Origin of the sequence: Roseateles sp. (assembly GCF_965262435.1) — a bacterium.
GTDB lineage: Bacteria > Pseudomonadota > Gammaproteobacteria > Burkholderiales > Burkholderiaceae_C > Paucibacter_A.
The window spans coordinates 579,585-603,380 of record NZ_OZ253537.1 but is presented as its reverse complement, the minus strand read 5'-3'; the positions used below and the strand labels follow the sequence as shown (position 1 = coordinate 603,380).

Annotated in this window: 22 protein-coding genes; 17 read left to right on the top strand and 5 right to left on the bottom strand. The window is 67.3% G+C overall.

Annotated features, from left to right (window positions below):
- Positions 1 to 69 precede the first annotated feature (69 nt).
- The 4 genes from ACQY39_RS02715 (at position 70) to yegQ (ending at position 3,943) form a co-directional block, all read left to right on the top strand.
- On the top strand, positions 70 to 759 hold the full coding sequence (locus ACQY39_RS02715) for a peptidylprolyl isomerase (protein ID WP_428503359.1): 690 nt from the start codon (positions 70 to 72) through the stop codon (positions 757 to 759).
- A 35-nt stretch (positions 760 to 794) separates the two neighbouring features.
- Positions 795 to 1,847: a hypothetical protein gene (locus ACQY39_RS02710; protein ID WP_428503358.1), complete on the top strand. Its 1,053-nt coding sequence runs from the start codon at positions 795 to 797 to the stop codon at positions 1,845 to 1,847.
- 4 nt (positions 1,848 to 1,851) lie between these two features.
- Positions 1,852 to 2,493 carry an ABC transporter ATP-binding protein gene (locus ACQY39_RS02705; RefSeq protein WP_428503357.1) on the top strand — a complete coding sequence of 214 codons (642 nt, stop codon included), beginning with the start codon at positions 1,852 to 1,854 and terminating at the stop codon, positions 2,491 to 2,493.
- 70 nt (positions 2,494 to 2,563) lie between these two features.
- Complete coding sequence (yegQ, locus tag ACQY39_RS02700; protein ID WP_428503356.1) at positions 2,564 to 3,943, top strand: tRNA 5-hydroxyuridine modification protein YegQ; 1,380 nt, start codon at positions 2,564 to 2,566, stop codon at positions 3,941 to 3,943.
- A gap of 3 nt (positions 3,944 to 3,946) precedes the next feature.
- Here yegQ and ACQY39_RS02695 read toward each other — a convergent pair whose 3' ends face one another.
- On the bottom strand, positions 3,947 to 5,659 hold the full coding sequence (locus tag ACQY39_RS02695) for a hypothetical protein (RefSeq protein WP_428503355.1): 1,713 nt from the start codon (positions 5,657 to 5,659) through the stop codon (positions 3,947 to 3,949).
- Positions 5,660 to 5,791: 132 nt separating this feature from the next.
- Between ACQY39_RS02695 and ACQY39_RS02690 the strand changes: the two genes are divergently transcribed.
- The 4 genes from ACQY39_RS02690 to ACQY39_RS02675 all read left to right on the top strand — a co-directional run bounded on the left by ACQY39_RS02690 (position 5,792) and on the right by ACQY39_RS02675 (position 10,179).
- Positions 5,792 to 7,084, top strand: coding sequence for a cytochrome-c peroxidase (locus ACQY39_RS02690; RefSeq protein ID WP_428503354.1), 1,293 nt, complete (start codon positions 5,792 to 5,794; stop codon positions 7,082 to 7,084).
- A gap of 113 nt (positions 7,085 to 7,197) precedes the next feature.
- Positions 7,198 to 8,598, top strand: a complete 1,401-nt coding sequence (locus tag ACQY39_RS02685) for an NAD(P)/FAD-dependent oxidoreductase (RefSeq protein WP_428503353.1) — start codon at positions 7,198 to 7,200, stop codon at positions 8,596 to 8,598.
- Positions 8,599 to 8,708: 110 nt separating this feature from the next.
- Positions 8,709 to 9,239 carry a hypothetical protein gene (locus ACQY39_RS02680; protein WP_428503352.1) on the top strand — a complete coding sequence of 177 codons (531 nt, stop codon included), beginning with the start codon at positions 8,709 to 8,711 and terminating at the stop codon, positions 9,237 to 9,239.
- 16 nt (positions 9,240 to 9,255) lie between these two features.
- Complete coding sequence (locus ACQY39_RS02675) at positions 9,256 to 10,179, top strand: hypothetical protein (protein ID WP_428503351.1); 924 nt, start codon at positions 9,256 to 9,258, stop codon at positions 10,177 to 10,179.
- A gap of 57 nt (positions 10,180 to 10,236) precedes the next feature.
- Here ACQY39_RS02675 and recG read toward each other — a convergent pair whose 3' ends face one another.
- Positions 10,237 to 12,330, bottom strand: coding sequence for an ATP-dependent DNA helicase RecG (recG, locus tag ACQY39_RS02670; protein WP_428503350.1), 2,094 nt, complete (start codon positions 12,328 to 12,330; stop codon positions 10,237 to 10,239).
- A gap of 271 nt (positions 12,331 to 12,601) precedes the next feature.
- Between recG and ACQY39_RS02665 the strand changes: the two genes are divergently transcribed.
- Entirely contained in the window at positions 12,602 to 13,186 is a 585-nt protein-coding gene (locus ACQY39_RS02665; protein ID WP_428503349.1) for a nucleotidyltransferase family protein, read from the top strand.
- Positions 13,187 to 13,200: 14 nt separating this feature from the next.
- Positions 13,201 to 13,746, top strand: coding sequence for a hypothetical protein (locus tag ACQY39_RS02660; RefSeq protein WP_428503348.1), 546 nt, complete (start codon positions 13,201 to 13,203; stop codon positions 13,744 to 13,746).
- A 13-nt stretch (positions 13,747 to 13,759) separates the two neighbouring features.
- Here the strand turns inward: ACQY39_RS02660 and ACQY39_RS02655 are convergent, their stop codons facing one another.
- Positions 13,760 to 14,617, bottom strand: a complete 858-nt coding sequence (locus tag ACQY39_RS02655; RefSeq protein WP_428503347.1) for a polysaccharide deacetylase family protein — start codon at positions 14,615 to 14,617, stop codon at positions 13,760 to 13,762.
- A 167-nt stretch (positions 14,618 to 14,784) separates the two neighbouring features.
- On the opposite strand from ACQY39_RS02655, the gene ACQY39_RS02650 reads away from it, so the two are divergent.
- Both ACQY39_RS02650 and ACQY39_RS02645 read left to right on the top strand, forming a co-directional pair.
- On the top strand, positions 14,785 to 15,480 hold the full coding sequence (locus ACQY39_RS02650) for a response regulator transcription factor (protein WP_428503346.1): 696 nt from the start codon (positions 14,785 to 14,787) through the stop codon (positions 15,478 to 15,480).
- A 3-nt stretch (positions 15,481 to 15,483) separates the two neighbouring features.
- Positions 15,484 to 16,875 (top strand): ATP-binding protein, encoded by a 1,392-nt coding sequence (locus ACQY39_RS02645; protein ID WP_428503345.1) that lies wholly within the window; start codon positions 15,484 to 15,486, stop codon positions 16,873 to 16,875.
- Between the two features lie 30 nt (positions 16,876 to 16,905).
- Here ACQY39_RS02645 and ACQY39_RS02640 read toward each other — a convergent pair whose 3' ends face one another.
- Positions 16,906 to 17,916 (bottom strand): extracellular catalytic domain type 1 short-chain-length polyhydroxyalkanoate depolymerase, encoded by a 1,011-nt coding sequence (locus ACQY39_RS02640; RefSeq protein WP_428503344.1) that lies wholly within the window; start codon positions 17,914 to 17,916, stop codon positions 16,906 to 16,908.
- A 208-nt stretch (positions 17,917 to 18,124) separates the two neighbouring features.
- Between ACQY39_RS02640 and ACQY39_RS02635 the strand changes: the two genes are divergently transcribed.
- The 5 genes from ACQY39_RS02635 to ACQY39_RS02615 all read left to right on the top strand — a co-directional run bounded on the left by ACQY39_RS02635 (position 18,125) and on the right by ACQY39_RS02615 (position 22,913).
- On the top strand, positions 18,125 to 19,042 hold the full coding sequence (locus tag ACQY39_RS02635) for an OmpA family protein (protein ID WP_428503343.1): 918 nt from the start codon (positions 18,125 to 18,127) through the stop codon (positions 19,040 to 19,042).
- The gene (locus ACQY39_RS02630) at positions 19,043 to 19,807 is read left to right on the top strand and encodes a class I SAM-dependent methyltransferase (RefSeq protein ID WP_428503342.1); all 765 of its coding nucleotides are present in this window, start codon (positions 19,043 to 19,045) and stop codon (positions 19,805 to 19,807) included.
- 29 nt (positions 19,808 to 19,836) lie between these two features.
- Positions 19,837 to 20,328, top strand: coding sequence for a hypothetical protein (locus tag ACQY39_RS02625; RefSeq protein WP_428503341.1), 492 nt, complete (start codon positions 19,837 to 19,839; stop codon positions 20,326 to 20,328).
- 83 nt (positions 20,329 to 20,411) lie between these two features.
- A complete protein-coding gene (locus tag ACQY39_RS02620) occupies positions 20,412 to 21,095 on the top strand; it encodes a YitT family protein (protein ID WP_428503340.1) in 684 nt (227 codons plus the stop codon).
- An 87-nt stretch (positions 21,096 to 21,182) separates the two neighbouring features.
- Positions 21,183 to 22,913 (top strand): amidohydrolase, encoded by a 1,731-nt coding sequence (locus ACQY39_RS02615; protein WP_428503339.1) that lies wholly within the window; start codon positions 21,183 to 21,185, stop codon positions 22,911 to 22,913.
- Here ACQY39_RS02615 and ACQY39_RS02610 read toward each other — a convergent pair.
- Complete coding sequence (locus ACQY39_RS02610) at positions 22,901 to 23,713, bottom strand: substrate-binding periplasmic protein (RefSeq protein ID WP_428503338.1); 813 nt, start codon at positions 23,711 to 23,713, stop codon at positions 22,901 to 22,903. The genes ACQY39_RS02615 and ACQY39_RS02610 overlap by 13 nt on opposite strands.
- Between the last annotated feature and the right edge of the window lie 83 nt (positions 23,714 to 23,796).

The following is a 23,796-nucleotide window of genomic DNA, read 5'->3' as shown; positions in this document are numbered from 1 at the left end:
GATGTCAGCGCCGTCAGCGGCGCTGCAGTCGAGCGCGTTGAGCAGACACCTTGTTGAGGAGTCTGTCTCATGCGCTCTTTTGTTTTGCGCCTGGCCGCTGTGGCCGCCCTGGTGACCTTGACCGCTTGCGGTGGCGGCGGTGGTGACGGCGATCACTACCGCCCGGACCCGGTGCCCGTGCCGGTGCCCAACCCGAACCCGCGCCCGAACACCAACAGCTGCAGCAACGAGGGCCTGGCCAAATCGGCGCAAAGCCGCTTCTCCACCGTCTGCATGCTGACCAGCAGCGGCGAGATCGTCTTCGAGCTCTACACCGAGTACGCGCCGGCCACCGTGGCCAACTTCCTGCGCTATGTGGCCGACGGCCACTTCAACAACACCTTATTCCATCGCGTCGAGCGCGACTTTGTGATCCAGGGCGGCGGCTACACCAGCGGCATGTACGAGCGCCGCGCGACCTACGGGCCCGTGCCCCTGGAGAGCAACAACACCCTGGCCAATCTGCCCGGCACCCTGGCCATGGCGCGACGCGGCGAGCCCAACAGCGCCACCAACCAGTTCTTCGTCAATGTGAAAGACAATCCGGGCAATGACTACAAGAGCCCGACCCAGCCTGGTTACGCCGTGTTCGGACGGGTCATCTCCGGCATGGCCACGGTCGAGGCCATCAATGCTGTGCCCACCTACTACTACGCCGATGCCGATGTCTCGCGGCCGCGCCAGGAAGTGCTGATCTATTGGGTGCAAAGACTGCAGTAGTCCCTTCTCAGCCCGCGGCCCTGAGCCTGGCGCGCATGCGCCTGCAATGGAGCCGCGCTGAATTGGCCGCCCTTCTGCGACGCTGGGCGGCTTTTCTCGCTGTGGTGGCTGCGGTGCTGGGCAGTTTCATCAGCACCCTGATCGGCTGGCCGGCCTTGCCCCTGTTTTGGGCCATGCAGGCCGACACGCCGCCCGTTCTCTCATTCGCTGCGCTGCTGTGCCATGCCCTGCCGGGCCTGCTGCTGGCCTGGGGCTTGCGCGAGGCCTTGCTGCCTGCGCGCTGGATTCCGTTTGAGCGCGCGCTGCCGCTGCAGCGGGTGGACATCGTGCGTGCCGATCTCGGCGTGCTGGCCTTGGCCCTGCTGCCCTGGGCCTTGCTCAACCTCATTTCATTCGCCGCCTGGCGGGCGGCCAGCCCGGCATGGATGCAGGGTCTGTGGCTGCAAGCGGTGCTCGGCTTCGCGATCTCGCTGCTGTTCTCGTCCGTGGGCGCTCTGGCCCTGATGCAGTGGCGCCGCCGCTCCGGTCGTACGGCCCGGCGTGCAGCGGCGGCGGGCAAGGCCACTGGCCGCCAGACCGTCTCGACCTGGACCGCCTTGCTCTGGCTGCCGCTGTGGCGCGGCCCGGCACGGCCGGTGCTGCATGGCTTGCTGGCTGCGCTGCTTGCTTTGCTGCTCTGCATCGTCGCGGCCTGGCATTTCCCGGTGCATGCAGCCTGGGCGCTGGCCTTCTCCACCTTGCTGACCCAGGGCTTTTGCGCCCGGCTGCAGGCCCAGGCCCGGCAATGCTATGCGCCGCTGCAGGCGGCCAGCGCCATGTTGCCCTTGAATCCCAGCGCCTGGTCGCTGCGCCTCTATGCCCTGGCTCTGATGCCGGCGTTGGCGGCTTGGCTGGGCTGGGCCGCGCTGCTGGCGCTGGGCCCCTGGTCCTTGGGCCCACGTGCCACACCTGCTTTCTTTGTCGCCGCCGCCGTGGCGCCCGCCTTGGCCCTCTGGCGACCCGAAGCCCTGAGCCCCGAGGCACGCGCCGGCCGCTGGCCTTTGTCCTGGGGCGTCTGGGTTGCCCTCGCCAGTGAAGTCATCCTCTGAAGCCATGCCCGACGCTCACCCCCCTGAATTCCAACTGCAGGTCCGCGCCCTGAGCTTTGCCTACCCCGGCCAGGCGCGGCGCGTGGTCGACCTCTGGAGCCAGGACTTCGGCCCCGGTCTGGTTTGGTTGCGCGGCGCCAATGGCACGGGCAAGTCCACCCGACTCAAGCTGCTGGCCGGCGCGCTGGAGCCGCAGTACGGCAGCGCCGAGTTGCAGGGTTGCGATCTGCTGCGGCAGCCCTTGGACTACCGGCGCCAGGTTGCTTTCGTCGGCGCCGAGCCGCCGCCGTTCGAGCACCTGAGCCCGGCCGAGTACTTTGCCTTTCTGAGCGGGCTCTACCCGCGTGCCGATGCGGCGACCTGGCACGGCCATATCGAGGGCTTCGGTCTGCAGCCCTTTTTGAGCCAGCCGCTGCGCAGCCTCTCCACCGGTACGCAGCACAAGGCGGCGCTGGCCACGGCCTTGGCCCTGGGCACGCCTCTGCTGCTGCTGGATGAGCCGCTCAATGCGCTCGATGCCGCCTCGCTCACGCACCTGCGCAAAGAGCTGTCACGCGCCGCTCAGGCCACGGACCGGCTCTTGCTGTTGGTCAGCCATGAAGAGCTGGGTGTGGCGCCCAGCGCCTGCGTCGAGCTGTCGGCTTGATCTGAGGCAAGGCATGTGGGGCAGGCGCTGGCTAGACTGCCGCGCCTCTTTGTCCCGACCGAGCTCCGCCATGACGACGCCACCACTTGCTGCCCCCGAACTGCTGCTGCCCGCGGGCGACCTGGAGCGCATGCGCGCGGCCTTTGATTTTGGCGCCGATGCGGTCTACGCGGGCCAGCCGCGCTACTCCCTGCGCGCGCGCAACAACGACTTCAAGCTCGAGAACCTCAAGACCGGTATTGCCGAAGCGCATGCGCGTGGCAAGAAGTTCCTGGTTGCCAGCAACATCCTGCCGCACAACGGCAAGCTCAAGAACTACCTGGCCGATATGGAGCCGGTGGTGGCGATGAAGCCCGACGCTCTCATCATGGCCGACCCCGGCCTGATCATGATGGTGCGCGAGCGCTGGCCCGAGTTGCCCATCCACCTCTCGGTGCAGGCCAACACGGTCAACTACGCCGGTGTGAAGTTTTGGCAGAAGCAGGGATTGAAGCGAGTGATCCTCTCGCGCGAGCTGAGTCTGGACGAGGTGGCGCAGATTCGCCAGGAATGCCCGGACATGGAGTTGGAGGTCTTCGTCCACGGCGCCCTGTGCATCGCCTACTCGGGCCGCTGCCTCTTGTCGGGCTATTTCAACCACCGTGATGCCAACCAAGGCACCTGCACCAATGCCTGCCGCTGGGATTACCAATTAGGCGAAGCCTTTGAGGACGAAGCCGGCCAGGCGCAGCCGATTCAGTTCGACTTCCATCAGGCCGTGCAGCAGGCCGATCAAGACTTCGCCGCGGCCGGCGGCACGGCTCGCCATCCGCTGGCCGATCGCACCTACCTGATCGAAGAGTCGCAGCGCCCCGGTGAGCTGATGCCCATCCAGGAGGATGAGCATGGCACTTACATCATGAACTCCAAGGACCTGCGCGCGGTCGAGCATGTGCAGCGCCTGGTCGAGATCGGCGTCGATTCGCTGAAGATCGAGGGCCGCACCAAGAGCCGCTACTACGTCTCGCGCGCCGCCCAGGTCTACCGCCGCGCCATCGACGACGCCGTGGCCGGCCGGCCTTTCGACCCCGCCCTGCTGGGCGAGCTGGACGGCCTGTCCAACCGCGGCTACACCAGCGGCTTCTACCAGCGCCACCGCAGCCAGGACTTGCAGAACTACCTCGACGGGCATTCCAAGGCCCGGCGCAGCCAGTTTGTTGGCGAGGTGGGGCCGGTGGGCGCCGATGGTTGGGCGGCGATCGAGGTGAAGAACCGTTTTGCCGTCGGCGACCGGCTGGAGATCATCCACCCCAGCGGCAACCGCGAGATCACCTTGCAGGCCCTGCGCGGCCGCGAGGGCGAGCCGGTGCAGGCGGCTGCCGGCAACGGCGTGCAGGTCAGCCTGCAGCTGCCGGCGGAGCTTCAAGGCGCCTTGATCGCGCGTTTGCTGGAGCCGGGCGAAGTTGCTTAATTCCTAGCGCCCCACAGCGTGTAGCTGTGCGCCGTTGATGCTGTAGACCAGACCATCGGGCCCGGCCACGGTGGGCGTGTAGGCCTGGCCGATGCCAGCGTTGAGCTTGACGCTTTCGGTAAAACGGTTGCTGATGAAGTCCCAGCGGTAGAGCACGCCGTCCTCGTTGTTGACCAGGGCTGATTGGCCTTTGACATCGATCACCGCGGTGTTGACGCACCACTCGCGCACGCCGCCGGGCGTGTCGGCATCGGCGGTGGGGCCGACGATGGTCAGCACCTCTTTCATCACGGTGACGCCCGCATTGATCGGGTCGGCCTGGCCGGCCTGCGGGTCCAGCACGGCCATCTTGTTCTGGCCGTCGCCCGTGCCGATGCCGTAGTAGTTGTTGTACTTGACCAGCAGCAGATAGCTGGACGCACCGGCGTAGCTGGGCACGGCGCTCGCCGGCACGATGGAGGGCGTGTCATCCCAGCCGAAGGAGCCCGGGGTCTTGAGCTGGCTCAGATCGGCGTTGAAGTGCAAGAGCCAGCCTCGGCCGTTGTGGTCGGCGCGGGTGTTCTCCAACACGCCGTAGAAGACATCACCATCGGGGCCCACCGTGGGCGAGGCGGTGGAACTGTCGCTGATGCGCGCAACCAGTTCGGTGGCCGGGTTGATCAGGCGCTGCTTGGCCTTGAGTGCCAGGGTGCTCGCGTCCAGGGCCAGCAGGTAGCCGTTTTGCATGCTGCCGCTGGCGGGGTCGCTGTTGACGGCGATGTAGAGCGTCTTCTCGTCCAGCGACAGGGCTGGTGCCGCGTTCATGGCGGTTTGGAACATGCTGGCATCGCCACTGAGCTCGGCGGCAGATTTCCAGACTGCCTGGCCATCGGCCGCCAGGCGCACGATGCCGCCTTTCAGGCCGCCCGGTGCGCCGGCCTTGACGGTGAAGCCGAAGAACACCGTGCCTTGGCTGTCCAGGCTCAGCGGCGTGTTGATGCGGACCTTGTCGCGGTAGTTGGCGCTGTCGGCGTCAAACACAGCGTTGCCGTAGAAGGCCAGGGTTTGGACGCTGCCGCTGGCGTTGTCCACCGCGTCGCGAATCAGCAGCCGGCCGCCGGCCGCCGGGGCGAACAGCCGGCCCTTGAAGTCCAGGCCGATGTTCCAGGACGGCGTCCAGCTGCTGGCCGGCAGCAGGTAGTCGCTTTTCAGGGTCCAGAGCAAGCTGCCATCGGCCGCCTTGCGAGCCTGGACCTCGAAATCGCCAATGCTCGTGGTCTTGACCGGCACCAGCACCGTGTTGCCGCCCGAAATCACTGGTGTGCCGTAGTGGATCAAGAGAAAACCGCCGGCCCGGTAGGGCGGCGCCAGGTCCACCGGTGTGCTCCAGACAATGCGCTGCAAGGCCTGGGTGGCGACCAGGGTCTGGGCCTGGTGCTGGGCGTTGCCACCGTAGCTGCCCCAGAAGGGTGCTGTGGCTGGGCTCGGGGCCGGGGGCGTGGGCGTGGGTGTGGGTGTGGGTGTGGGTGCCGGCGGGGTGGGCGCGGGTGGTGTGGGTGGTGTGGGTGCTGGCGGAACCGGTGCCGGCGTGGGCACAGGTGCGGGCTCGGAGCCGCCTCCACCACCGCAGGCCTGCAGCAGACCGGCCAGGCCGGCGCCCAACAGGAGTTGGCGCCGCTGCGGCCGCGGGCAGGGCGGGGGCTCGGGAGGGGCGCAACAGTCGTGGTGTTCGGTCATGGTGGGCGCTGCCTGGAAAGCAGATGACAGCCAAAGCTGGTGTGACAGGAATTGGACGCGGTGGACCCGCACTTGGGCCCGGGTGAATTCCCTAGGCGGCCGGATCCAGGCCTAAGCTCGACAATCAGCAGCATGCCCGTGGCCCTTGAAACCCTGTTCGTCTTGCCCCGTCGCGCATCGTTTCTGGGCTTGGGCTTGCTCTTCTTGCTCGGCGCTTGCGGCGGTGGTGGTGGGTCTTCGCCCACAGCCGCGCCGGCGGGCGCAGCCAGCAGCCCGAGCCCACCGGCTTCGGCGCCGTCCCCTACGCCCAAGCCGCTGAGCTTGCAGGCCCAGCTGGGTGAGAGGATCTTTCATGACCGCAACCTCAGCGGTTCCGGCCGCATGTCCTGCGCCACCTGTCATGACCCGGCCTTCTTCCACGGGCCGCCGAACAGTCTTCCGGTCCAAGTGGGCGGGGCCTTCGAGACCGAATTCGGCACGCGTGCCGCGCCCTCGCTGCGCTATCTGGAGCGGCTGCCCGCCTTCACTGGCACGGCCCAGACCGCCGTGGCCGATCTGCGCGGCGGCCTGATGGCCGATGGCCGGGTCGACACCCTGGCCGAGCAGGTCAAGCTTCCCTGGTTCAACCCGCGCGAGATGGACAACGGCAATGCCGCCATCCTGGCCCGCAAGCTGCGCGGCGCCGCCTATGCCAGCGACTTCGGGCGCGCCTTCCCGCCCGCCGCTGGTGCCTCGGCCCCGGACGACGACAGCCTGGTCACCCAGGCCAGCCAGGCGCTGCAGAGCTTCCAGATCGAAGACCCGCGCTTCCATCCCTACGACTCCAAGTTCGATTGGGTGCAGCAGGGGCGGGCGCAGTTCAGCAATGCCGAAGCGCGCGGCCTGCGCGTGTTCAACGACACCCAACGCGGGCACTGCGCCAGCTGCCATCCATCCTTCAGCCTCAACAAGCAACCCATCGTGTTCACCACCTTGGGCTACTCGGCCCTGGCCGTGCCGCGCAACACGGCGCTGCAGAGCAATGCCGACGCGGCGGCGTTTGATCTGGGTCTCTGCCAGTCGCCCCATGTCGCCGTCAAGGGCCGCGTTGAGTCCTGTGGCTTCTTCCGCATCCCCAGCCTGCGCAATGTCGAGCACCGGCCGGTGTTTTTCCATAACGGCACATTCAACAGTCTGGAGCAAGTGCTGCGCTTTTACGCCACCCGCGACACCGACCCGGCGCAGTGGTACCCGACCGTCGCTGGCCAAGTGCAGCTCTACGACGATCTGCCGCTCGCCCTGCAAGCCAATGTCGAACGCAACGCGCCCTTTGGCCCGCGGCGGACGATGAGTGATGCCGACATCGCCGACATCCTTTGCTTTCTGCGCACCCTCAGCGACGGTTACACCGGCCCTGCCACACCGCCCCCTCCCGGTTGCAACTGAGCGGCTGCAAATGATCGTCTGTGGTGCCGGTCAGCCATGCCCGGCACCGCTGCAAGTCATTCCCATTGCGTATGGCAGCGCCAGCGGGCAGGCTGGACGGCCAGAATCGCCGCATGAGCACAAGCACCAGCAGCAAAGGTAATCCCGCAGCGCGACCTCGGGTCTTGGTCATCGGTTGCGGCTTCGGCGGCCTCGCCGCCACTCGCGCTCTGGCCGGGTCGCCGGTGGACATCACGGTGATCGACCGCAGCAACCACCATCTGTTTCAGCCCTTGCTCTACCAAGTGGCCACGGCCGGCCTGTCGGCGCCTTCGATTGCTGCGCCCATCCGCCACATGCTGCGCGGCCAGCGCAATGCCACAGTGCTGATGGCCGAGGTCTGCTGCATCGATCGCCAGCAACGACAGGTTCGCCTGTCCGATGGCCAGAGCCTGGGCTATGAGTACCTGATCGTCGCCGCCGGCGCCACGCACAGCTATTTCGGCCGCGACGAATGGGCCGCCCATGCGCCGGGGCTCAAGACCTTGCAAGACGCTTTTGCCCTGCGGGCCCGCGTGCTCAAGGCTTTTGAGCAGGCCGAGAGTTCGCCCGACCCGGCGCAGCAGCGCGCCTGCTTGAGCTTTGTCGTCATCGGCGCCGGCCCCACCGGGGTTGAGATGGCCGGCACCCTGGCCGAGATCGCCCGACACACGCTCAAGAACGAGTTCCGCCGCATCGATCCGGCAAGCGCCCGTGTGCTGCTGCTGGAGGGTTCGCCGCGCGTGCTGCAGGCTTTGCCGCCTGAGCTCTCGGCCAAGGCTGAAGCGCAGCTGCGTGCATTGGGTGTCGAGGTGCGCACCGGCTGCCGCGTGGTTGGCATTGATGCGGGCGGGGTGGAGGTGGAGACCGGGGATGGCACCGTGGGCACGGAGCGCATCCCTGCCCGCACCGTGGTCTGGGCGGCTGGCGTGGCCGCCTCGCCCCTGGGCCGCATGCTGGACGTGCCGCTGGACCGCGCCGGTCGTGTCCATGTCGACGGCCGGCTCAACATCCCCGGCCACCCGGAAGTCTTTGTCATCGGTGACCTGGCCGCCGCCCAAAGCCGGCAGGCCGATGGCCGCACGCTCAAGCCCGTGCCTGGCGTCAGCCCCGCGGCCAAGCAGATGGGCGCATACGCAGCAAGTCAGATCCTGCACTCGCTGCGGGCGCCACAGGGTCAGGTCTTGCCTCCCTTGCCGGCTGATGCGCCCGGCGCTTTTCGCTACCGCGACTACGGTGCCCTGGCCACCATTGGCCGCAAGGCGGCCGTGGCCGATCTGGGCTTCGTCCAGTTCTCGGGCTACTTCGCCTGGCTGTTCTGGCTGTTCGTCCACATCTACTTCTTGATCGGCTTCCGCAACCGCCTGGTCGTGCTGATGGACTGGGCTTGGGCCTACTGGAGTTTCCAGCGCTATGCGCGGGTGGTGGCGGAGCCGGTGGATGCGGCGCGTCAGCCTCTTTCCGAGACCCCTGACCACAGAAAATTAGTCCCTTGATTCAAGCTATGCGGTGTTCGCCTTGAGGAAATTCAAGGGTAAACACTTGCCGCATAACTTCAATTCTCTAGGTAGCACCCCCCCCCCTCAAAATGAACCTGGGAGGGTTAATGCGTACTTCTAAACTCGGTTGTAGCCTGTTGTTCTTCGTGTCTTGCTTGATGGCGGCATCTGCAGCTCATGCGCAAGATGGTTGTCCAGATGGCAGGGTTTGCGTTTCGGGAAACAGGTTTAAGCCTTATGACCCCTGGCAGAACGATCCCGATGGCGGATTTGGTGGCGGGGGCTCTGGCGGCGGATCCGCCGGGGGCTCAACGGATATCGGTGGCGGGAGTGGCAGCGGGGCCGGGCAGGTGCCGCCTCCTCCACAGAAAACTCCCGAGGAAAAAAAGCGGGACTGTGATCGAGCTGACGAAACTCGAAAAGAGGCGACGAAAATATGGGCTCAAGGCCTAATTACGATGTGCGTTGAGCGGCCTATTACGGGGCAAATCGCCGATGCGGTTCGTAGTGTGTTGGCAGGAGTTGCAGTTAGTAGTGCTATTAAGTCAGAAATACGAGAATGTATAAATAAAGAGTATTCAAGCATTGTTCAGAAAATGGATGAAAATACTGTTGAATACAATCGATGCATAAAATGATGCTGAAGGTGTGAATATGGGGGTAAAAGCGGTTGTTGCTTGTGCGCTGGTAACTGTAATTGCAATCGCAATTGCAGTTTTGGCTGTGTTTCAAACAGATCAGCGCGATACGGATGACAAGCAAGACCTTCCGTCGGCGGTTCGAGTAGGCGAATTGGAGCCCAAATTATCTGCATCTAGAGATGTGGAATTGATCAGACAACCAGAGCGGAAAAATGAAACCCGTCAAACCGAATCAACTGCAGGCAACGCAGCGATTGGCTCTGATGGCTTGAAGTTTCCTAGGGGTTTGGGTACTTTTATAGACGAGGTTCTTGCTGCCAAAGATCCTTATGGAGCTTACAAGGCGGCTAAGGCACTGAGAGAGTGTGAGTTTTCAGGCATGCAAATGGACTCAGAGCAGCGAGCTGTTTCGTCATCTTCCGATCTGAAAGTTCGCCAGGCACATGTCGAGAAATATCAGGCTATGCAGGCGAGAGCCAGTCAATGTCAGACCGTGGACGGTGAAATGGCGGAGAAACAGCTTGCCTTGCTCGCTCTTGCCGTGGAGGGTGGGGTGCCAGGCGCTGCTGCTGCACAGCTGGCGCTGGATCCGCGTTTGACCTCCATCGTGGCGGAAAGACTGAGCGCAGATGCGCAGCTCGGTGATATCGAATCGATCACGCAGCTGATCTGGCGGTCGCCGGAGGAACTGGGCATTGCTCCGGATCTGCATCAGGCGATCACGCAGGCTCTGCAAAAGGCCAGGCATGACGAGCGTGTCGCTGTTCTTGCCAATTCCTATATGGATGTCGCCATCAGCTGGGCCAGTGTGCGGCAATCAAAGAACCCGAAAAACAGCTCAGCTTTGGTGGCCAGCCTGACGAATCCAGTCAGCCCCAGTACCGAGGCCAAGGCACAACAGATATTCCAGGCCATCAAGGCCCGGTACGGTAGCTGAGCAACGCGCTGGTGTGGGCACTTCGCGAAGGCTCAAGGGCCCGCCGCCGAGCGATCCTCAAGCCTTCAGAAATTCCGCCTTCGAGCCCAGCCAGCGTGCCACTTGGCGCTGCGCGGCCTCGGGGTATTTGTCCAGCAGCTGGGGCGCCAGGCGGCGGGCGGCTTGCAACAGCAGGGAGTCTTCCTGCAGATCGGCAAAGCGCAGCAGTTCGGCGCCGCTCTGGCGGGCGCCCATGAATTCGCCGGGGCCGCGGATGTCCAGGTCGCGGCGGGCGATCTCGAAGCCGTCGTTGGTTTCGGCCATGGCGCGCAGGCGCGATTTGCCGCTGTCGGACAGCGGGCCGGTGTAGAGCAGCACGCAGACGCTGGCCACGGCGCCACGGCCGACCCGGCCGCGCAGCTGGTGCAGCTGCGAGAGGCCGAAGCGCTCGGCATGCTCGATCACCATCAGGCTGGCATTGGGCACGTCCACGCCGACCTCGATCACCGTGGTGGCGACTAGAACGCTGGCCTCGCCACCCGAAAAGCGCGCCATCACGGCGGCCTTCTCGGCCGGCGGCATGCGGCCGTGCAGCAGGCCCACCTCGAAGCCCGGCAGCGCGTCGACCAGCTCTGCATGGGTTTCGGTCGCGTTGTTCAGGTCCAGGGCCTCGCTCTCTTCAATCAGCGGGCAGACCCAGTAGACCTGGGCACCACCGGCCACCTCCTGGGCGATTTTCTCGATCACGTCCTGGCGTTTGCCATCGGCGAAGACCTTGGTGACGATGGGCGTGCGGCCCGGGGGTAACTCGTCAATCGTGCTGACCGCCAGGTCGGCGAAGTAGGTCATGGCCAGGGTCCGCGGGATGGGCGTGGCGCTCATCATCAGCATGTGCGGCTCCAAATCCATCGACGCCAGCTTGCGCCGCAAAGCCAGGCGCTGCGCCACGCCGAAGCGGTGCTGCTCGTCGATGATGGCCAGGCCCAGGCGGGCGAACGTGACCTTGTCTTCGATCACCGCATGGGTGCCGATCACCAGCTGGGCCGCGCCGCTGGCCGCCGCGTCCAGCATCTTCTGGCGCGCCTTGCCCTTGACGCTGCCGGTCAGCCAGGCCACTTGCAGGCCCAGGGGCTCCAGCCAGCCGATCAGCTTCTTGAAATGCTGCTCGGCCAGGATTTCGGTCGGCGCCATCAGCGCGCATTGCCAGCCGGCGTCGATAGCTACGGCCGCCGCCAGGGCCGCCACCACCGTCTTGCCCGAGCCCACATCGCCTTGCAAGAGCCGGTGCATCGGTTGACCGAGGGCCAGGTCTTGCGCGATCTCCTCGCTGACCCGCTGCTGCGCCCCGGTCAGGCCGAAGGGCAGCACGGCCAGCAAGCGCTCGACCAGGCCGCCGGGCTTGGCGCGCAGGGCCGGGGCTTTCAGCAGGGCGCGCTCGCGCTGGGCCTGCATCTGGCTGATCTGCTGGGCCAGCAGCTCCTCGAACTTGAGCCGCTGCCAGGCCGGGTGGCTGTGGTCTTCCAGCGTGCCCAGGCGCGCCTGTGGCGGCGGGTGGTGCAGAAAATTCAGCGCGTCGCGCAGCGGCGGCAGGCTGCTGGGCACCGTGCCCTGGGGCAGCAGCTCGCGCAGATCGGCGCGCTGCAGGCCCGAGGCGATGGCGCGGCGCAGGTAAGTCTGCGGCAGGCCGGCGCTGGCCGGGTAGACGGGCGTCAGCGCCTCGGCCAGTGGCGTGTCGGGCTGCACGGCCTTGAAAGTGGGGTGCACCATCTCGCGGCCGAAGAAGCCGTGGCGCAGCTCGCCGCGCACGCGGATGCGCTGTCCCACGGCCATGCTTTTCTGGTGCGAGGGGTAAAAGTGGATGAAGCGCAGCAGCAGATCGCCGGTTTCGTCTTCCAGCCGCACCAGCAGCACGCGCCGGCCGCGCGTTTCGATGCGGCACTCGATCACCTCGCCCTCGCATTGCACGGTGTCGCCCTCGCGCGTGCGGCCGATGGGCGTGATCTGGGTCTCGTCCTCGTAGCGCAGCGGCAGGTGCAGGGCCAGGTCGATGTCGCGCAGCAGGCCCAGCTTCTCCATGGCCTTCTGCGGCGCGGACTTGGGCTTGCTGGCGGCGGCTGATGCAGCAGGCGAAGCGGCTGGCGACTGAGGAGGCTGGGGGGCCGAAGAAGGCATGGGCGGGATTTTGCCCTGCGGGCGGAGTTCGAAACCCGGCCGAGGCGTCGAGCTGGTGCGGGGCGCTGGCATCTGCATGTTCAAGCCTCTTTGGAGCTCAAGACCGGCAACATAATGGTGTTTTCGTTCGGTGCCACAGGCTGACATTCAGACTCAGGCCCCGCTGGCTCGGCGTGCGATACGAATACTGTATGAATATCCAGTTTATCAGCAAGAAGCGCCAAAGCCCGGACGCCTGCGCGACTGCGCCTTCGGGCATAGGGTGGCTCGGATGAACGCCAGGCACCCCGATCGCCAGGACGAGCTGCAGGCCATCGTGCGCAGTTCTCCTTGGCTCATGCAGGCGCTCCAGGCCGCCCGTGATCTGGGCCTGCGCCAGTGGTGCATCGGCGCCGGGGCGCTGCGCAATCGGGTCTGGGACCATCTGCATGGCCACACCGCGCCCTCAGCGCTGGCCGATGTGGATCTGGCCTATTTCGATCTCGAGGAGCCGCCTGGCAAGGAAACTGCCCACCAGGTCGCCTTGGCGCGTGTCTGTCCGGACCTGCCCTGGGAGCTGACGAACCAGGCCCATGTGCATCTCTGGTTCGAGTCCTGCTTCGGCCATGCCGTGGCACCGCTTCGCTCGCTTCAGGACGCGGTCGCCTCCTGGCCCGAGTTCGCGACCGCGGTGGCTGTTCGCCTGGAGACCGACGACACGCTGACCGTGATCGCCCCCTACGGCCTGGACGACCTGTTTGCCATGCGCATTCGCCGCAACCCGGCCCGGGTCAGTGTCGAGACCTTTCGCCAGCGGGTGGCGCAGAAGCAGTACGCGCAACGGTGGCCGCGGGTGCAGATCGTGGATGCGGAATGAGAAAGTTTCAGACCATGCCCGAATTTCTGCGCTTCACCGCCCCCGACCCCGAGGCCCTGGCCCACAAGATCCTGGACCTGCGCGAACAGCTGACGCAAGCTCGGCAGTCGGCAGCAGCCGATGAGACCATGCTGGATGTGGTGGCCGATCTGGCCGGCCTGCTGACCACCGCCCGGCAGGAGGGCGAGGCCTTGCAGCTGCTGCGCGCTCATGAGGCCCGGGCCGAGGCCCTGAATCAGGTCGATGGCGCCGAGGCGCATGAGGTCCTCGGCTGGTTCTGGTGCGCCTACGCCACCGCCTTGCAGTACCTGGGTCAGCGGGCCGAGGCGGAGCCGATCTTTGCCCGCACCGTGGCGCAATGCCAGGCGGCGGGCTGGGGGCGTTTGCAGGCCATGGTGCTGCAGCATTGGGGCCGCAGCCTGGCGGAGCAAGGGCGCTTCGACGAGGCGGAACTGCGCATCACCGAGGCCCTGGCCCTGCGTGTGCAGCTGCAAGACACACGGCAGGAGACCTCGCGCCAGGCCTTGGACTTGCTGGCCCAGTGGCGCGGCGCGGCCTGAGTCTGCCGCGCCTTCAAGGTTGCCGCTGGGCTCGCAGGTAGGCCGCAATCTTGACGAAGCTGTCCACCCAATAGAGCTCGGGGTGGGCCGCCAGATGCTGGAGCAAGGCTTGGTGCGCTTCCTTGGAAACGCTCAGGTGATCGCCGCCAATGCCGTGAAAGGTGATGCTGGCCAGCGTGCCCTGGGCGGCGGCCTGCTGGACGATGGCGATCAGCTCAGCGCCGCTGGAGCCCACCGGGCCGGCCGTGGGCACATCGGCCAGGTCCAGCGTGGCAAGCGAGGGCACGACCCCGCCCACGCGCGTCTTCATGGCTAGGAACTCTCCAGCCACGGCCGGGAGGTAAGGCTTGCCGCCGGCCAGTGGGTCCGTGCAGGGGGCGGTGTAGGTGCGCTGGGTCTGGCCGTCGATGGCATGCAGATAGGCATTGGCCAGCTGCACCTCTTCCAGCATCTGGGCCACGCTGATCTTGTCGAGATCGCGGTGCGGTGCCACCCAATCGCGGCCGGGCGCCGAGCGGGAACAGGGGTGGAACAGGGTGTGGTTGCCCAGCTCATGGCCGGCGGCCGCGGCACGCCGCCATTCCGGCAGGCGCTGGCGGACGACCGGGCTGGCCAGGGTCAGGTAGAAGGTGGCCTTGAGGCCCAGCGCGTTCAGCGCAGGGATGGCGTTGTCGAGCTGGCTGGACAGGGCGTCGTCGTAGGACAGGCTGACGGCCGCCCTGGCGCCGCCGGGCCACTGGAAGGCGGGCGCCGGCTCGCTGTTGGCGCCGGTGACCGGGAGGCACAGAGGCAGGCATAGGGCCAAGCTCAGCAGAGCCCGCCAGCGCGGCCGGCCGGGCGCGTGTGCCGCAGCGAATGTGTTCATCATCATCAGAGTCCGGCGCCTTGATCGTGAGGGAAGGCCGGGCAGCGCCCGGCTGGCGCTGGCGATGATAGGTCGGCGCCATGGGCCTGCCTGCCTGCCTGCGCGCCGCGAGTTTTGTGACGTTTCTGAAACCTCGGCCTTCAGGCCCGCCGCCGCCTCTACACTGCGCCCGCATGCAGCAAGGCAAACCCCTGATCCTGATCGTTGATGACGACGCCGAACTGTCCGCCCTGGTGGCCACGCTGCTGGGCCGCGAGAGCTGGGAGGTGCACACGGTGCTGACCGGCGGCGACGGCGAACGCGCCTTGCGCGCGCTGCGCCCCGATCTGGTCTTGCTGGATGTGATGCTGCCCGATGGCAGCGGCTATGAGCTTTGCCGCCGTTGGCGTGCCAGCCATGCGGAGCTGGGCATCCTGATGTTCACCGCGCGCGGCGAGCCCATGGACCGCGTGCTGGGCCTGGAGCTCGGTGCTGACGACTATCTGAGTAAGCCCTTTGAGCCGCGCGAGCTGGTGGCTCGGGTGCGGGCCCTGTTGCGCCGCCAGACCCCCGGGCGTAGCGAGGCCGGTCTGCTGCGCTTCGAGGGCCTGAGCATTGATCTGCTCAAGCGCGAGTTGCGCGTCGGCGAGCGGGTGGTGGCGCTGACCGGCATCGAGTTCAAGCTGCTGGCCGCCCTGGCCCGGGTGCCCGGGCAGATCCTGCCGCGCGAAGCGCTCAGCGAGGCGGTGCAGCCCGGCCGCTACCGGCCGCAGGACCGCAGCGTCGATGTGCAGGTGGCGCGGCTGCGCCGCAAGCTCGAAGAGGCCAGCCCTGATCGGGTCTGGATCAATACCGTGCGTGGGGAGGGTTATGTTTTTTTACCCGCATGAACCATGAGTGCGCGCCCCTCCATCGGCTCCCCAAGCGACCCCAAGCGTGTCCAGGGCTGGCGGCGCTTCGACAGCCTGTTCGCCCGCCTGCTCTTGCTGCAGATCCTGCTGGCCCTGCTGCTGATGCTGGTGTTCGGTGCCCTGGTCTATATGGAGCGCAACAAGGCGGTGGCGCGCCTGGTGGGCGAGCGCTGGGCGCCCAGCCTGCGCCAGGCCGCCGGCTGGCCCGAGCCGGGCCTGAGCCAAGCGCGGCCCTTGCAGTACGGCCGCCAGGCGCCGCCGCCGGCCATGCGCTCACTGCTGATGGGGCCGCGCATGGCCGCCTTGGTGGAGGAGCTGGAGCGCCAGGGCGTGCCGGTGCAAGCGGCGCGCATCACGCGCGGCGCCGGTGCGCCCATGCTGTGGCTGGAGGTGGCCGGGCCGGCGGGGCAGCGCCAGTGGCTGGGCCTGAACGACCGTGCCTTGCTGCCCAATGTGTCGCGCCGTCTGCTGCTGGCGCTGCTGATCACCGGCCTCTTGTGCGTGGGCCTGAGCTGGGTCTTCACGCGCCGTCTGATGCGGCCGCTGCAGGACCTGCGCCTGCGCATGCAGGGCTATCGCCCGGGCCTGGCACTGGCGGCTGGGGCATCGGCTGCAAGCACGGCGGCTGCCAGCACGCCGCTGCTCAGCTCGCCCCCCGAGCTGCAGGCCATCGAGTCCGCCTACCAAAGCCTGCTGCAAGGCCTGGCCCTGCATGAGCAGGAGCGTGCCCTGCTGCTGGCCGGGGTTTCGCATGACCTGCGCGGCCCCCTGGCGCGCATTCGTGTCGCCGCCGGCTTGTTGCCGGACAGCGCCGACACCGCCAGCTGGCGGGAGTCCATCGTGCGCAACACCGAGCTGGCCGATCGCCTGATCGGCAGCTTTCTCGACCATGTGCGCGCCGGTGAGTTGCCGCTGAATCAAAGCACCGATCTGCTGGCTTTGGCGCGCCAGCTGCTGGCCGCCTTGCCGCCGCAGCCGGAGCGGGGCCCGGCCGTGCAGCTGGATTTGGATCTGCCGCCGTCCGCTTCGACCTTGCTATTGCCCGCCAGCCACCCCTTGCTGCTGGAGCGCCTCTTGGCCAATTTGCTCGACAACGCCCGTGTGCACGGCCTGCCGCCGGTGCGTCTGCGCCTGAGCTGCGAGCGTGACGAGGTGTGCATCGAAGTCAGCGATGGTGGCCCGGGCCTGCCCGGCCCCGTCAGCGAACTGCTGCCAGCCTTTGCGCGCGGCGACCCGGCGCGCAGCCACCCAGGCACCGGCCTGGGTCTGGCCGTGGTCAGCCGGGTGGTGGAGCGCATGCAGGGCCGCCTGAGCTTTGCGCATGAGGCGGGGCGGCACCGGGTGACGGTGCGCCTGCCTTTGAATCGCAGCTGAACCGAAACCAGGCCGGGGCTTGGCCGCCGCCTACTTGCTGTGGCGGCGGAAGAAGGCCCAGATTTCGTCGGTGGCATTGACGGCGCTGCTGGGCGTGTCGCCGCGCCGGCTGCCGGACCGCCCGCCGGGCCAGGCGTGACCGTTGTCGCCGACCAGCAGCAGCTCGGCGCTGTGGCCGGCCGGGCAGCTGTGGCGCCAGCGGCTCAGCACGCCTTGCACCGATGTCTGCGCCTCGCCGACGCAGCCATTGGCACCGGCCCAGAAGCTCAGCTGGGCGAGGGCGGGCAGGGTCGGGGTGCCGTCCCAGGCGCCGGGAAACGCGCCGCCCGGGGGGCCACCGGCCGGAGGCACGGATTGGTCCAGCCCGCCATTGATCATCAGCGCCGGCACGCCGTGTGGGGGCCGGCGCTCGTCGCCGAACACCGTGGCCACGACCGGCGCGATGGCGGCCAGGCGGTCACCGAGCTCGCTGCCCAGGCGGTGGGTCATCATGCCGCCGTTGGACATGCCGGTGGCGTAGATGCGCATGGGGTCGACCGGGTAGTTGGCCTCCAGATGCTCGATCAGGGCGCGGATGAAGCCGGCATCGTCCTCGCGCTTTTCCATGGCTTGCCCGCAGCAGTGGCCGGCGTTCCAGGTCAAGAAGCTGTGGCGCAGGCGGCCGCTGCCTTCCGGGTAGACGACGATGAAGCCCTCCTGCCGCGCCTTGGCCGTGAAGCCCGTCATCTCTTCCATATTGGCCGCATGGCCGCCGCCGCCATGCAGGGCGATCACCAAGGGCAGGCGGGCGCCATCGCGCGGCAGCGAGCCGGGCAGGCGCAGCAGGAAGCTGCGCGGCTCGCCCTGGTAGTTCAGGGTCAGCATGCCTTCGCCGCCCAGGTTGCTTTGGCTGTTCTGACGGCTTTCGCGCCAGGGCCCGGCGGCGCTGGCGGCCAGGCAGGCCAGGGCCAGGGTGGCGACGGTCAGGGCCTGAAGGCCGCGGCACCGCACGGAGCTGAGCTTGGAGCGCGATGGCGATGGCGATGAAGTCTGGCTGTGCATGAGGAACTCCGTTCGGGATGCTGGGGCACGCCGCCCTGGGGCGGCAATGCCGGAGGGGGTGTGATCGATTGGACTTGCCCCGCTGGCCACCAACTTGCACCGCAGATGACGATTTGCGACAACTTTGCAATATGGGCTGCCGGCAGCGCTGCCGCTCCTAGACTCGCGGCCCACAGGCCCCGCCGTGGGCAAGCAAGGACATCTGACCGTGACTTCACTTCTTTGGGCCTCGCGCCCTTGCGCTCGCTGGGTGCTGGCACTGAATTTGGTGCTCGGCGCGGCCACATCCGACGCATCCGCCGTACCCGCACCGGCCGCCACAGCAGCGACAGCCGCCGCGCAGAGCGACCACCCCCTGCTCACGCGCATGCCCGGCTATGTGATCGAGGACAAGAAGGAAGAAGCCTTCGGCGCACGCCGTTTCGGCGGCGAAGGCCAGGTGCTGCCCGGCACCGTGCGCCTGCCCGGCGGCCAGATCGAGGTGGAGGGGCGGGTGACCGAGATCGCCTACATCGACGAGCAGGAACGCGGCTCGGTGCTGGCCATTTACCGCAACCACCTCCAAGCCTTGGCCAGCCTGGGTGCGCAGGCGCTGAACACCGGGCTGTCGAATGCGCAAATCGCCCAAGGCGGCCGCTTTCTGTTCCAGCTGGGGCAGGGCCCGGCCAGCCGCTGGGTGGCCTTGGACCTGGGCTCGGACACCTACCGCTATGTGCTCACCATCGTCGAGCCGGCGGCCCTGGTCCAGGCCGTCACCGCCGGCCAGCTGGCGGCCGAGATCCAGAGCCGTGGCCTGGCCACCTTGCACCTGCAGTTCGACACCGGCCGGGCCGATCTCAAGGCCGACGGCTTGGCGGCCGTGCAGGCGCTGGCCCAGTTGATGCGGGCCGAGCCCACGCTCAAGCTGTCCATCGAAGGCCATACCGATCACATCGGCTCGGCCGCCGACAACCGCAAGCTCTCGCTGCAGCGCGCCGAAGCGGTGCTGCGCGCCGTCTGTGCACAGGGCATCGCGCCCGCGCGGCTGTCGGCGCTCGGCCATGGCGCGGACCGGCCGGTGGCCGACCGGCGCAGCGAGGAAGGCCGGGCCAGGAACCGACGCGTGGAGCTGATCAAGCGCCTCTGAATGCAGCGTTCCAGCGCCTGCTACGCTGGCGACATGACGCTCTATCTACAGCCACCCGACGCCCAGGAAATCTCGCGCCTCGATGCCTTGCTGGCCGAGCGCCGCAGCGACTGGTGGGATCAGTTCTATGCACAGCGCGAGCGGCCCGTGCCCTTCTTTGGCCGTGCCCCCGACGAGCACCTGGCTGCCTGGGTGGAAGCCGGCCAGCTTGCCGCGGGGCCGACCCTGGACCTGGGTTGCGGCAATGGCCGCAATGCGCTCTACCTGGCGCGCGCCGGCTTTGCCGTCGAAGCGGTGGACTACTCCGCGGCCGCGATCCGCTGGGCTGCCGAGCGCGCGCAGGAGGCCGGCGTCGACCTGCCATTGCAGCAGGGCTCGGTCTTCGATCTGCAGCGGCCCCAGGGACACTACGCCCTAGTCTGTGATTCCGGCTGCTTTCATCACCTGCCGCCGCATCGGCGCGCCCTCTACATCGCGCGCATTCATGCCTGGCTGCGCCCCGGCGGCGTGCTGGCCCTTTGCTGCTTTAGGCCTGAAGGCGGCAGCGGTCTCAGCGATGCCGAGGTCTATGAACGCGGCACCCTCGCGGGAGGCCTGGGCTACAGCGAAATGCAGCTGCGCGCCATCTGGGGCGGGCATTTCGAGATCGCCAGCCTGCGGCCGATGCATGCGCAGCCGGCCGATGCCGAGCGCTTCGGTGCTGACTTTCTCTGGGCGATGCGGGCGATCCGGCGAGCCGAGTCGGTGTCGGGAGTGGCCCTCTGAACGGCCAGTGCTCTGCTATCGTGCCGCTCATGCGAAGCCTGAAACCCTTGATTCCCTTGACCGCTCTGTGCCTGCTGGCTGCCTGTTCCAGCACCGATCAGGGCAAGGCCGGCACGGCCGTCGCCACGCCGCTGAGTGACCTGAATCTGGTCAGTGCCACCATACCCGCCGTGCTGGCGGCGGCGCAGCGTGCACCCTACGGTTTGCCGGCCGCACAGGATTGCGCCGGCCTGGCGCTGGACATCCGGGCCCTGGACGAGGTGCTGGGCCCGGATCTCGATGCCCCGGTATCGGACAGCCAACCGGGCTTGCTGGAGCGCGGCGCCGAAGCCGGCTCGGGTGCCGCTGTCGGCGCCCTGCAGCGCACGGCTGAGGGCGTGATCCCCTTCCGCGGCTGGATACGCAAGCTGAGCGGCGCCGAACGCCACTCGCGCCAGGTGGCCGCAGCCATCACCGCCGGCGGCGTTCGCCGGGCCTTCCTCAAGGGTGTGCGGGCGAGCCGGAGCTGCGGCGCGGCTTGATGCGGGGCTGGCGCGGGGCTTGTCGGTGGGCGTGAGAGCCGCAGCTGTCTTCCCGAGCCTGCCGCTTCATGCAAAACTGCGTCATGAGCGAAGCACCGGCCCCTGAATTCCCACCTGCCCCGAAGCCGCAAACCGCAGGCGCGGTGCACTCCGAGCCTTACTTCGACCCCAGCATTCACGCCCACAGCCTGTTCGAGGATGCACAGGCCATCTTCACCGGCGTGCTCTTCGTCTCCCTGGCCCTGATCCTGTTCGCCCAGGTCGGCCTCATGACCGGCGGCACGGCCGGCGCGGCCTTTGTGCTGCACTACGCCACCGGCATCAGCCTGGGCAAGCTGTTCTTCGTCATCAACATCCCTTTTTACTGGTTTGCCTGGCAGCGCATGGGGCGCGAGTTCACGCTCAAGACCTTCATTGCCATCGCCTGGCTGTCGGCGCTGACCGAGTGGTCGCCCAAACTCTTCGCCATCGAGCGCCTGCACCCGGCCTACGCCGCCGTGCTCGGCGGCTTGCTGCTCGGCTCGGGCTGCCTGTTCCTGGCTCGCCACCGCGCCAGCCTGGGCGGCGCCACCATCGTGTCGCTCTACCTGCAGCATGCCAAGGGCTGGCGGGCCGGCAAGGTGCAGATGGGCATCGACTGCGTGATCGTGCTGTTGGCGCTGACCGTGGTGGATCCGACCCGCGTGGCCTATTCGGTGCTGGCGGCGGTGGTGATGAACCTCTTCATCGCGGTCAACCACAAGCCGGGGCGTTACGCCGTGCTTTGACGGATCGCGGGCCGAGCCTGCGGTCATGGCCCTCAAGTATTCTTGGCGCTTCCACGAATGGGGCCTGGCGCCCCGGGAGCCTTGCCCATGCGTCCTGTCGATCTTCCGCGTGCTCTGGTGCTGAGCGCTTTGGCCATCAGCCTGAATTTGCAGGCCGCTGCGCCGTCGCCGGCGGACACCATTTATCTGCACGGTGATGTGATCACCATGAACGACGCTCAGCCGCGCGCCCAAGCTCTGGCCGTGCGCGCCGGCCGAATCCAGGCGGTGGGCAGCGAGGCCGAGGTGCGCGCCTTCCACGGCGCCAAGACGCGGGTGGTGGACCTCCAGGGTCAGGCCTTGCTGCCGGGCTTTGTCGATGCCCATGGTCATGTCTCGTTGACGGGTTTGCAGGCGGTGTCGGCCAATCTGCTGCCGCCGCCCGATGGCAAGGGCAGCAGCGTGGCCGCCATTCAGGGCCTGCTGCGCGATTACGCCAAGGGCTCGGTCGCGCGCAGCCACAAGATCATCCTCGGCTTCGGCTATGACGAGGCGCAGCTGAAGGAAGGACGGGCGCCGACGCGCCAGGAACTTGACGCCGTGTCCAAGGACTTGCCCGTCATCATCATTCACCAGAGCGGCCATCTGGGTGTGCTCAATAGCAAGGCCTTGCAGCTGGCAGGTCTCAATGCCGACAGCAAGGACCCCGAAGGCGGCCACATCCAGCGCGAGGCCGATGGCAAGACGCCCAACGGCGTGCTGGAAGAGACCGCCTGGTTCAGCGCCGGCATGGGCCTGGTCCAACCTTCGCCGCAGGACTACGCCACCATGCTGCTGGAGGGCCAGAAGCTGTACGCCAAGTTCGGCTTCACCACCGGCCAGGACGGCCGTTCGGACGAAAACAGCAACAAGACCTGGGTGGCGCTGTCGCAGAGCGGCAAGATGCTGATCGACCTGGTTTCTTACCCCGACATCACCTTGCCCTTCACCGCCGGCTTGATGAACCAGCCAGGGGGCTACTGGAGCCGAGACTACAAGGGCGGTTTCCGCATCGGCGGCGTCAAGCTGAGCCTGGACGGCTCGCCCCAGGGCAAGACCGCATTCCTGACCCATCCCTACCACCACCCGCCGGCCGGCAAGGCGGATGACTACCGCGGCTACCCCGCGCTCAGCGACGAGGCCACCCAGCAGGCGGTGAACCAGGCCTATGCCAAGGGCTGGCAGCTGCTGGTGCACACCAATGGCGATGCGGCATCCGACCAGATGCTGCGCGCCGTCGAGGCGGCCACGGCCACCTACGGCGCGGCCGACCGGCGCACGGTGATGATCCACGCCCAGACCGTGCGCGAGGACCAGCTGGACGCCATGAAGCGCCTGGCCGTGACGCCCAGTTTCTTCGGCATGCATGCCTACTACTGGGGCGACTGGCACCGCGACGAGACCCTGGGCCCGGTGCGCGGCGACCGCATCTCGCCGGCGCAATCGGCGCTGCGCCGCCAGATGATCTTCACCCAGCACCACGATGCGCCGGTGGCTTTCCCCGACGCCATCGCCATCCTCGACGCCGTGGTCAACCGCCGCACCCGCAGCGGCGACATCCTGGGCCCGGACCAGCGCCTGCCGGTCGAGGTGGCGCTCAAGTCCATCACCTTGTGGGCCGCCTGGCAGCATTTCGAGGAGGCGAACAAGGGCTCGCTGGAAGTGGGCAAGCTGGCCGATCTGGTGGTCTTGTCCAAGAACCCGCTGACCGTGCCAGCGGCGCTGATCCGCAGCATCCAGGTGCGCGAGACCATCAAGGCCGGGCGCAGCATCTACCGGGCCGCAGCTCAGCCGAAGTAACGCTGGCGCAGGCGGGCGTAGCGGCCCTCGCTGCGCAGCTGATCGAGCGCGGTCTGCAGCGTTTGGACCACGCGTTCGTCGCTGTCGAGGTGCAGGCCGTACCAATAGCTGTGGCGGCTGTCGAGCTCCAGCACCGGTCGCAGGGTGCTGTAGTCCAGGCGCAGCTGCTTGAGATGCCAGGCGGCCGCCCAGTCCAGCAGCACGATCAGGTCCATGCGACTGGCCAGCAGCTTGCGCAGATTGCTGCCGTCATCAAGCGCCAGCTCCAGCTCCTCGCCGGGGCGCAGCCCTTCCGCTTGCAGCAGGCGCGCGGCCGCCGACTCGCGCACCACGCCCACCTTGAGATCGCGCAAATCACGCAGGTCTTTCAGCGGCTGGATGTCGCGGCGCTTGCTCAGGCTGTAAAGCATGATGCGGCGCTCGCTGATGGGGCCGACCCAGCGGTATTTGCTTTCCCGTTCGGGCAGGCGGGTCAGGGAATAGAGGATGCTGTTGGGCAGTGCGCCGGCTGCCTGCACGGCGCGCGGCCAGGGCTGTACCTGGATGTCCACCTGGGTGCGCGCTTTGGCTGCCATGAGCTGCAGCAATTCGGTGCTGAAGCCCGCAGCCCGGCCACCCTCATCCTGAAAATTCAGGGGCGGGAGATGTTCGGTGAAGGCTTGCAGGGATGAGATGCCCGTGGCCGCCAGCCCTGAGGCATGAGCCGAATGGCTCATGCCCAAGGCGCTCAGCAGGCCGGTTCCGCAGACGGAGCCGAGGCCGAGGGCCAGGCCTTGCAACACGCATTCACGGCGCAGCATGATGCGAGGCGCCTGCGGTGAGGCGCAGATATCGACGACCCACGTTCATGGCTCAAGAGCTGCGAAGAACGCAGTCTACGGTC

Excerpts from the sequence above, each read along its gene's own strand:
- ACQY39_RS02715 (WP_428503359.1), top strand. The coding sequence starts at position 70 with ATGCGCTCTTTTGTTTTGCGCCTGGCCGCTGTGGCCGCCCTGGTGACC.
- ACQY39_RS02710 (WP_428503358.1), top strand. The coding sequence starts at position 795 with ATGCGCCTGCAATGGAGCCGCGCTGAATTGGCCGCCCTTCTGCGACGC.
- ACQY39_RS02705 (WP_428503357.1), top strand. The coding sequence starts at position 1,852 with ATGCCCGACGCTCACCCCCCTGAATTCCAACTGCAGGTCCGCGCCCTG.
- yegQ (WP_428503356.1), top strand. The coding sequence starts at position 2,564 with ATGACGACGCCACCACTTGCTGCCCCCGAACTGCTGCTGCCCGCGGGC.
- ACQY39_RS02695 (WP_428503355.1), bottom strand. The coding sequence starts at position 5,659 with ATGACCGAACACCACGACTGTTGCGCCCCTCCCGAGCCCCCGCCCTGC.
- ACQY39_RS02690 (WP_428503354.1), top strand. The coding sequence starts at position 5,792 with ATGCCCGTGGCCCTTGAAACCCTGTTCGTCTTGCCCCGTCGCGCATCG.
- ACQY39_RS02685 (WP_428503353.1), top strand. The coding sequence starts at position 7,198 with ATGAGCACAAGCACCAGCAGCAAAGGTAATCCCGCAGCGCGACCTCGG.
- ACQY39_RS02680 (WP_428503352.1), top strand. The coding sequence starts at position 8,709 with ATGCGTACTTCTAAACTCGGTTGTAGCCTGTTGTTCTTCGTGTCTTGC.
- ACQY39_RS02675 (WP_428503351.1), top strand. The coding sequence starts at position 9,256 with ATGGGGGTAAAAGCGGTTGTTGCTTGTGCGCTGGTAACTGTAATTGCA.
- recG (WP_428503350.1), bottom strand. The coding sequence starts at position 12,330 with ATGCCTTCTTCGGCCCCCCAGCCTCCTCAGTCGCCAGCCGCTTCGCCT.
- ACQY39_RS02665 (WP_428503349.1), top strand. The coding sequence starts at position 12,602 with ATGAACGCCAGGCACCCCGATCGCCAGGACGAGCTGCAGGCCATCGTG.
- ACQY39_RS02660 (WP_428503348.1), top strand. The coding sequence starts at position 13,201 with ATGCCCGAATTTCTGCGCTTCACCGCCCCCGACCCCGAGGCCCTGGCC.
- ACQY39_RS02655 (WP_428503347.1), bottom strand. The coding sequence starts at position 14,617 with ATGATGATGAACACATTCGCTGCGGCACACGCGCCCGGCCGGCCGCGC.
- ACQY39_RS02650 (WP_428503346.1), top strand. The coding sequence starts at position 14,785 with ATGCAGCAAGGCAAACCCCTGATCCTGATCGTTGATGACGACGCCGAA.
- ACQY39_RS02645 (WP_428503345.1), top strand. The coding sequence starts at position 15,484 with ATGAGTGCGCGCCCCTCCATCGGCTCCCCAAGCGACCCCAAGCGTGTC.
- ACQY39_RS02640 (WP_428503344.1), bottom strand. The coding sequence starts at position 17,916 with ATGCACAGCCAGACTTCATCGCCATCGCCATCGCGCTCCAAGCTCAGC.
- ACQY39_RS02630 (WP_428503342.1), top strand. The coding sequence starts at position 19,043 with ATGCAGCGTTCCAGCGCCTGCTACGCTGGCGACATGACGCTCTATCTA.
- ACQY39_RS02625 (WP_428503341.1), top strand. The coding sequence starts at position 19,837 with ATGCGAAGCCTGAAACCCTTGATTCCCTTGACCGCTCTGTGCCTGCTG.
- ACQY39_RS02620 (WP_428503340.1), top strand. The coding sequence starts at position 20,412 with ATGAGCGAAGCACCGGCCCCTGAATTCCCACCTGCCCCGAAGCCGCAA.
- ACQY39_RS02615 (WP_428503339.1), top strand. The coding sequence starts at position 21,183 with ATGCGTCCTGTCGATCTTCCGCGTGCTCTGGTGCTGAGCGCTTTGGCC.
- ACQY39_RS02610 (WP_428503338.1), bottom strand. The coding sequence starts at position 23,713 with ATGCTGCGCCGTGAATGCGTGTTGCAAGGCCTGGCCCTCGGCCTCGGC.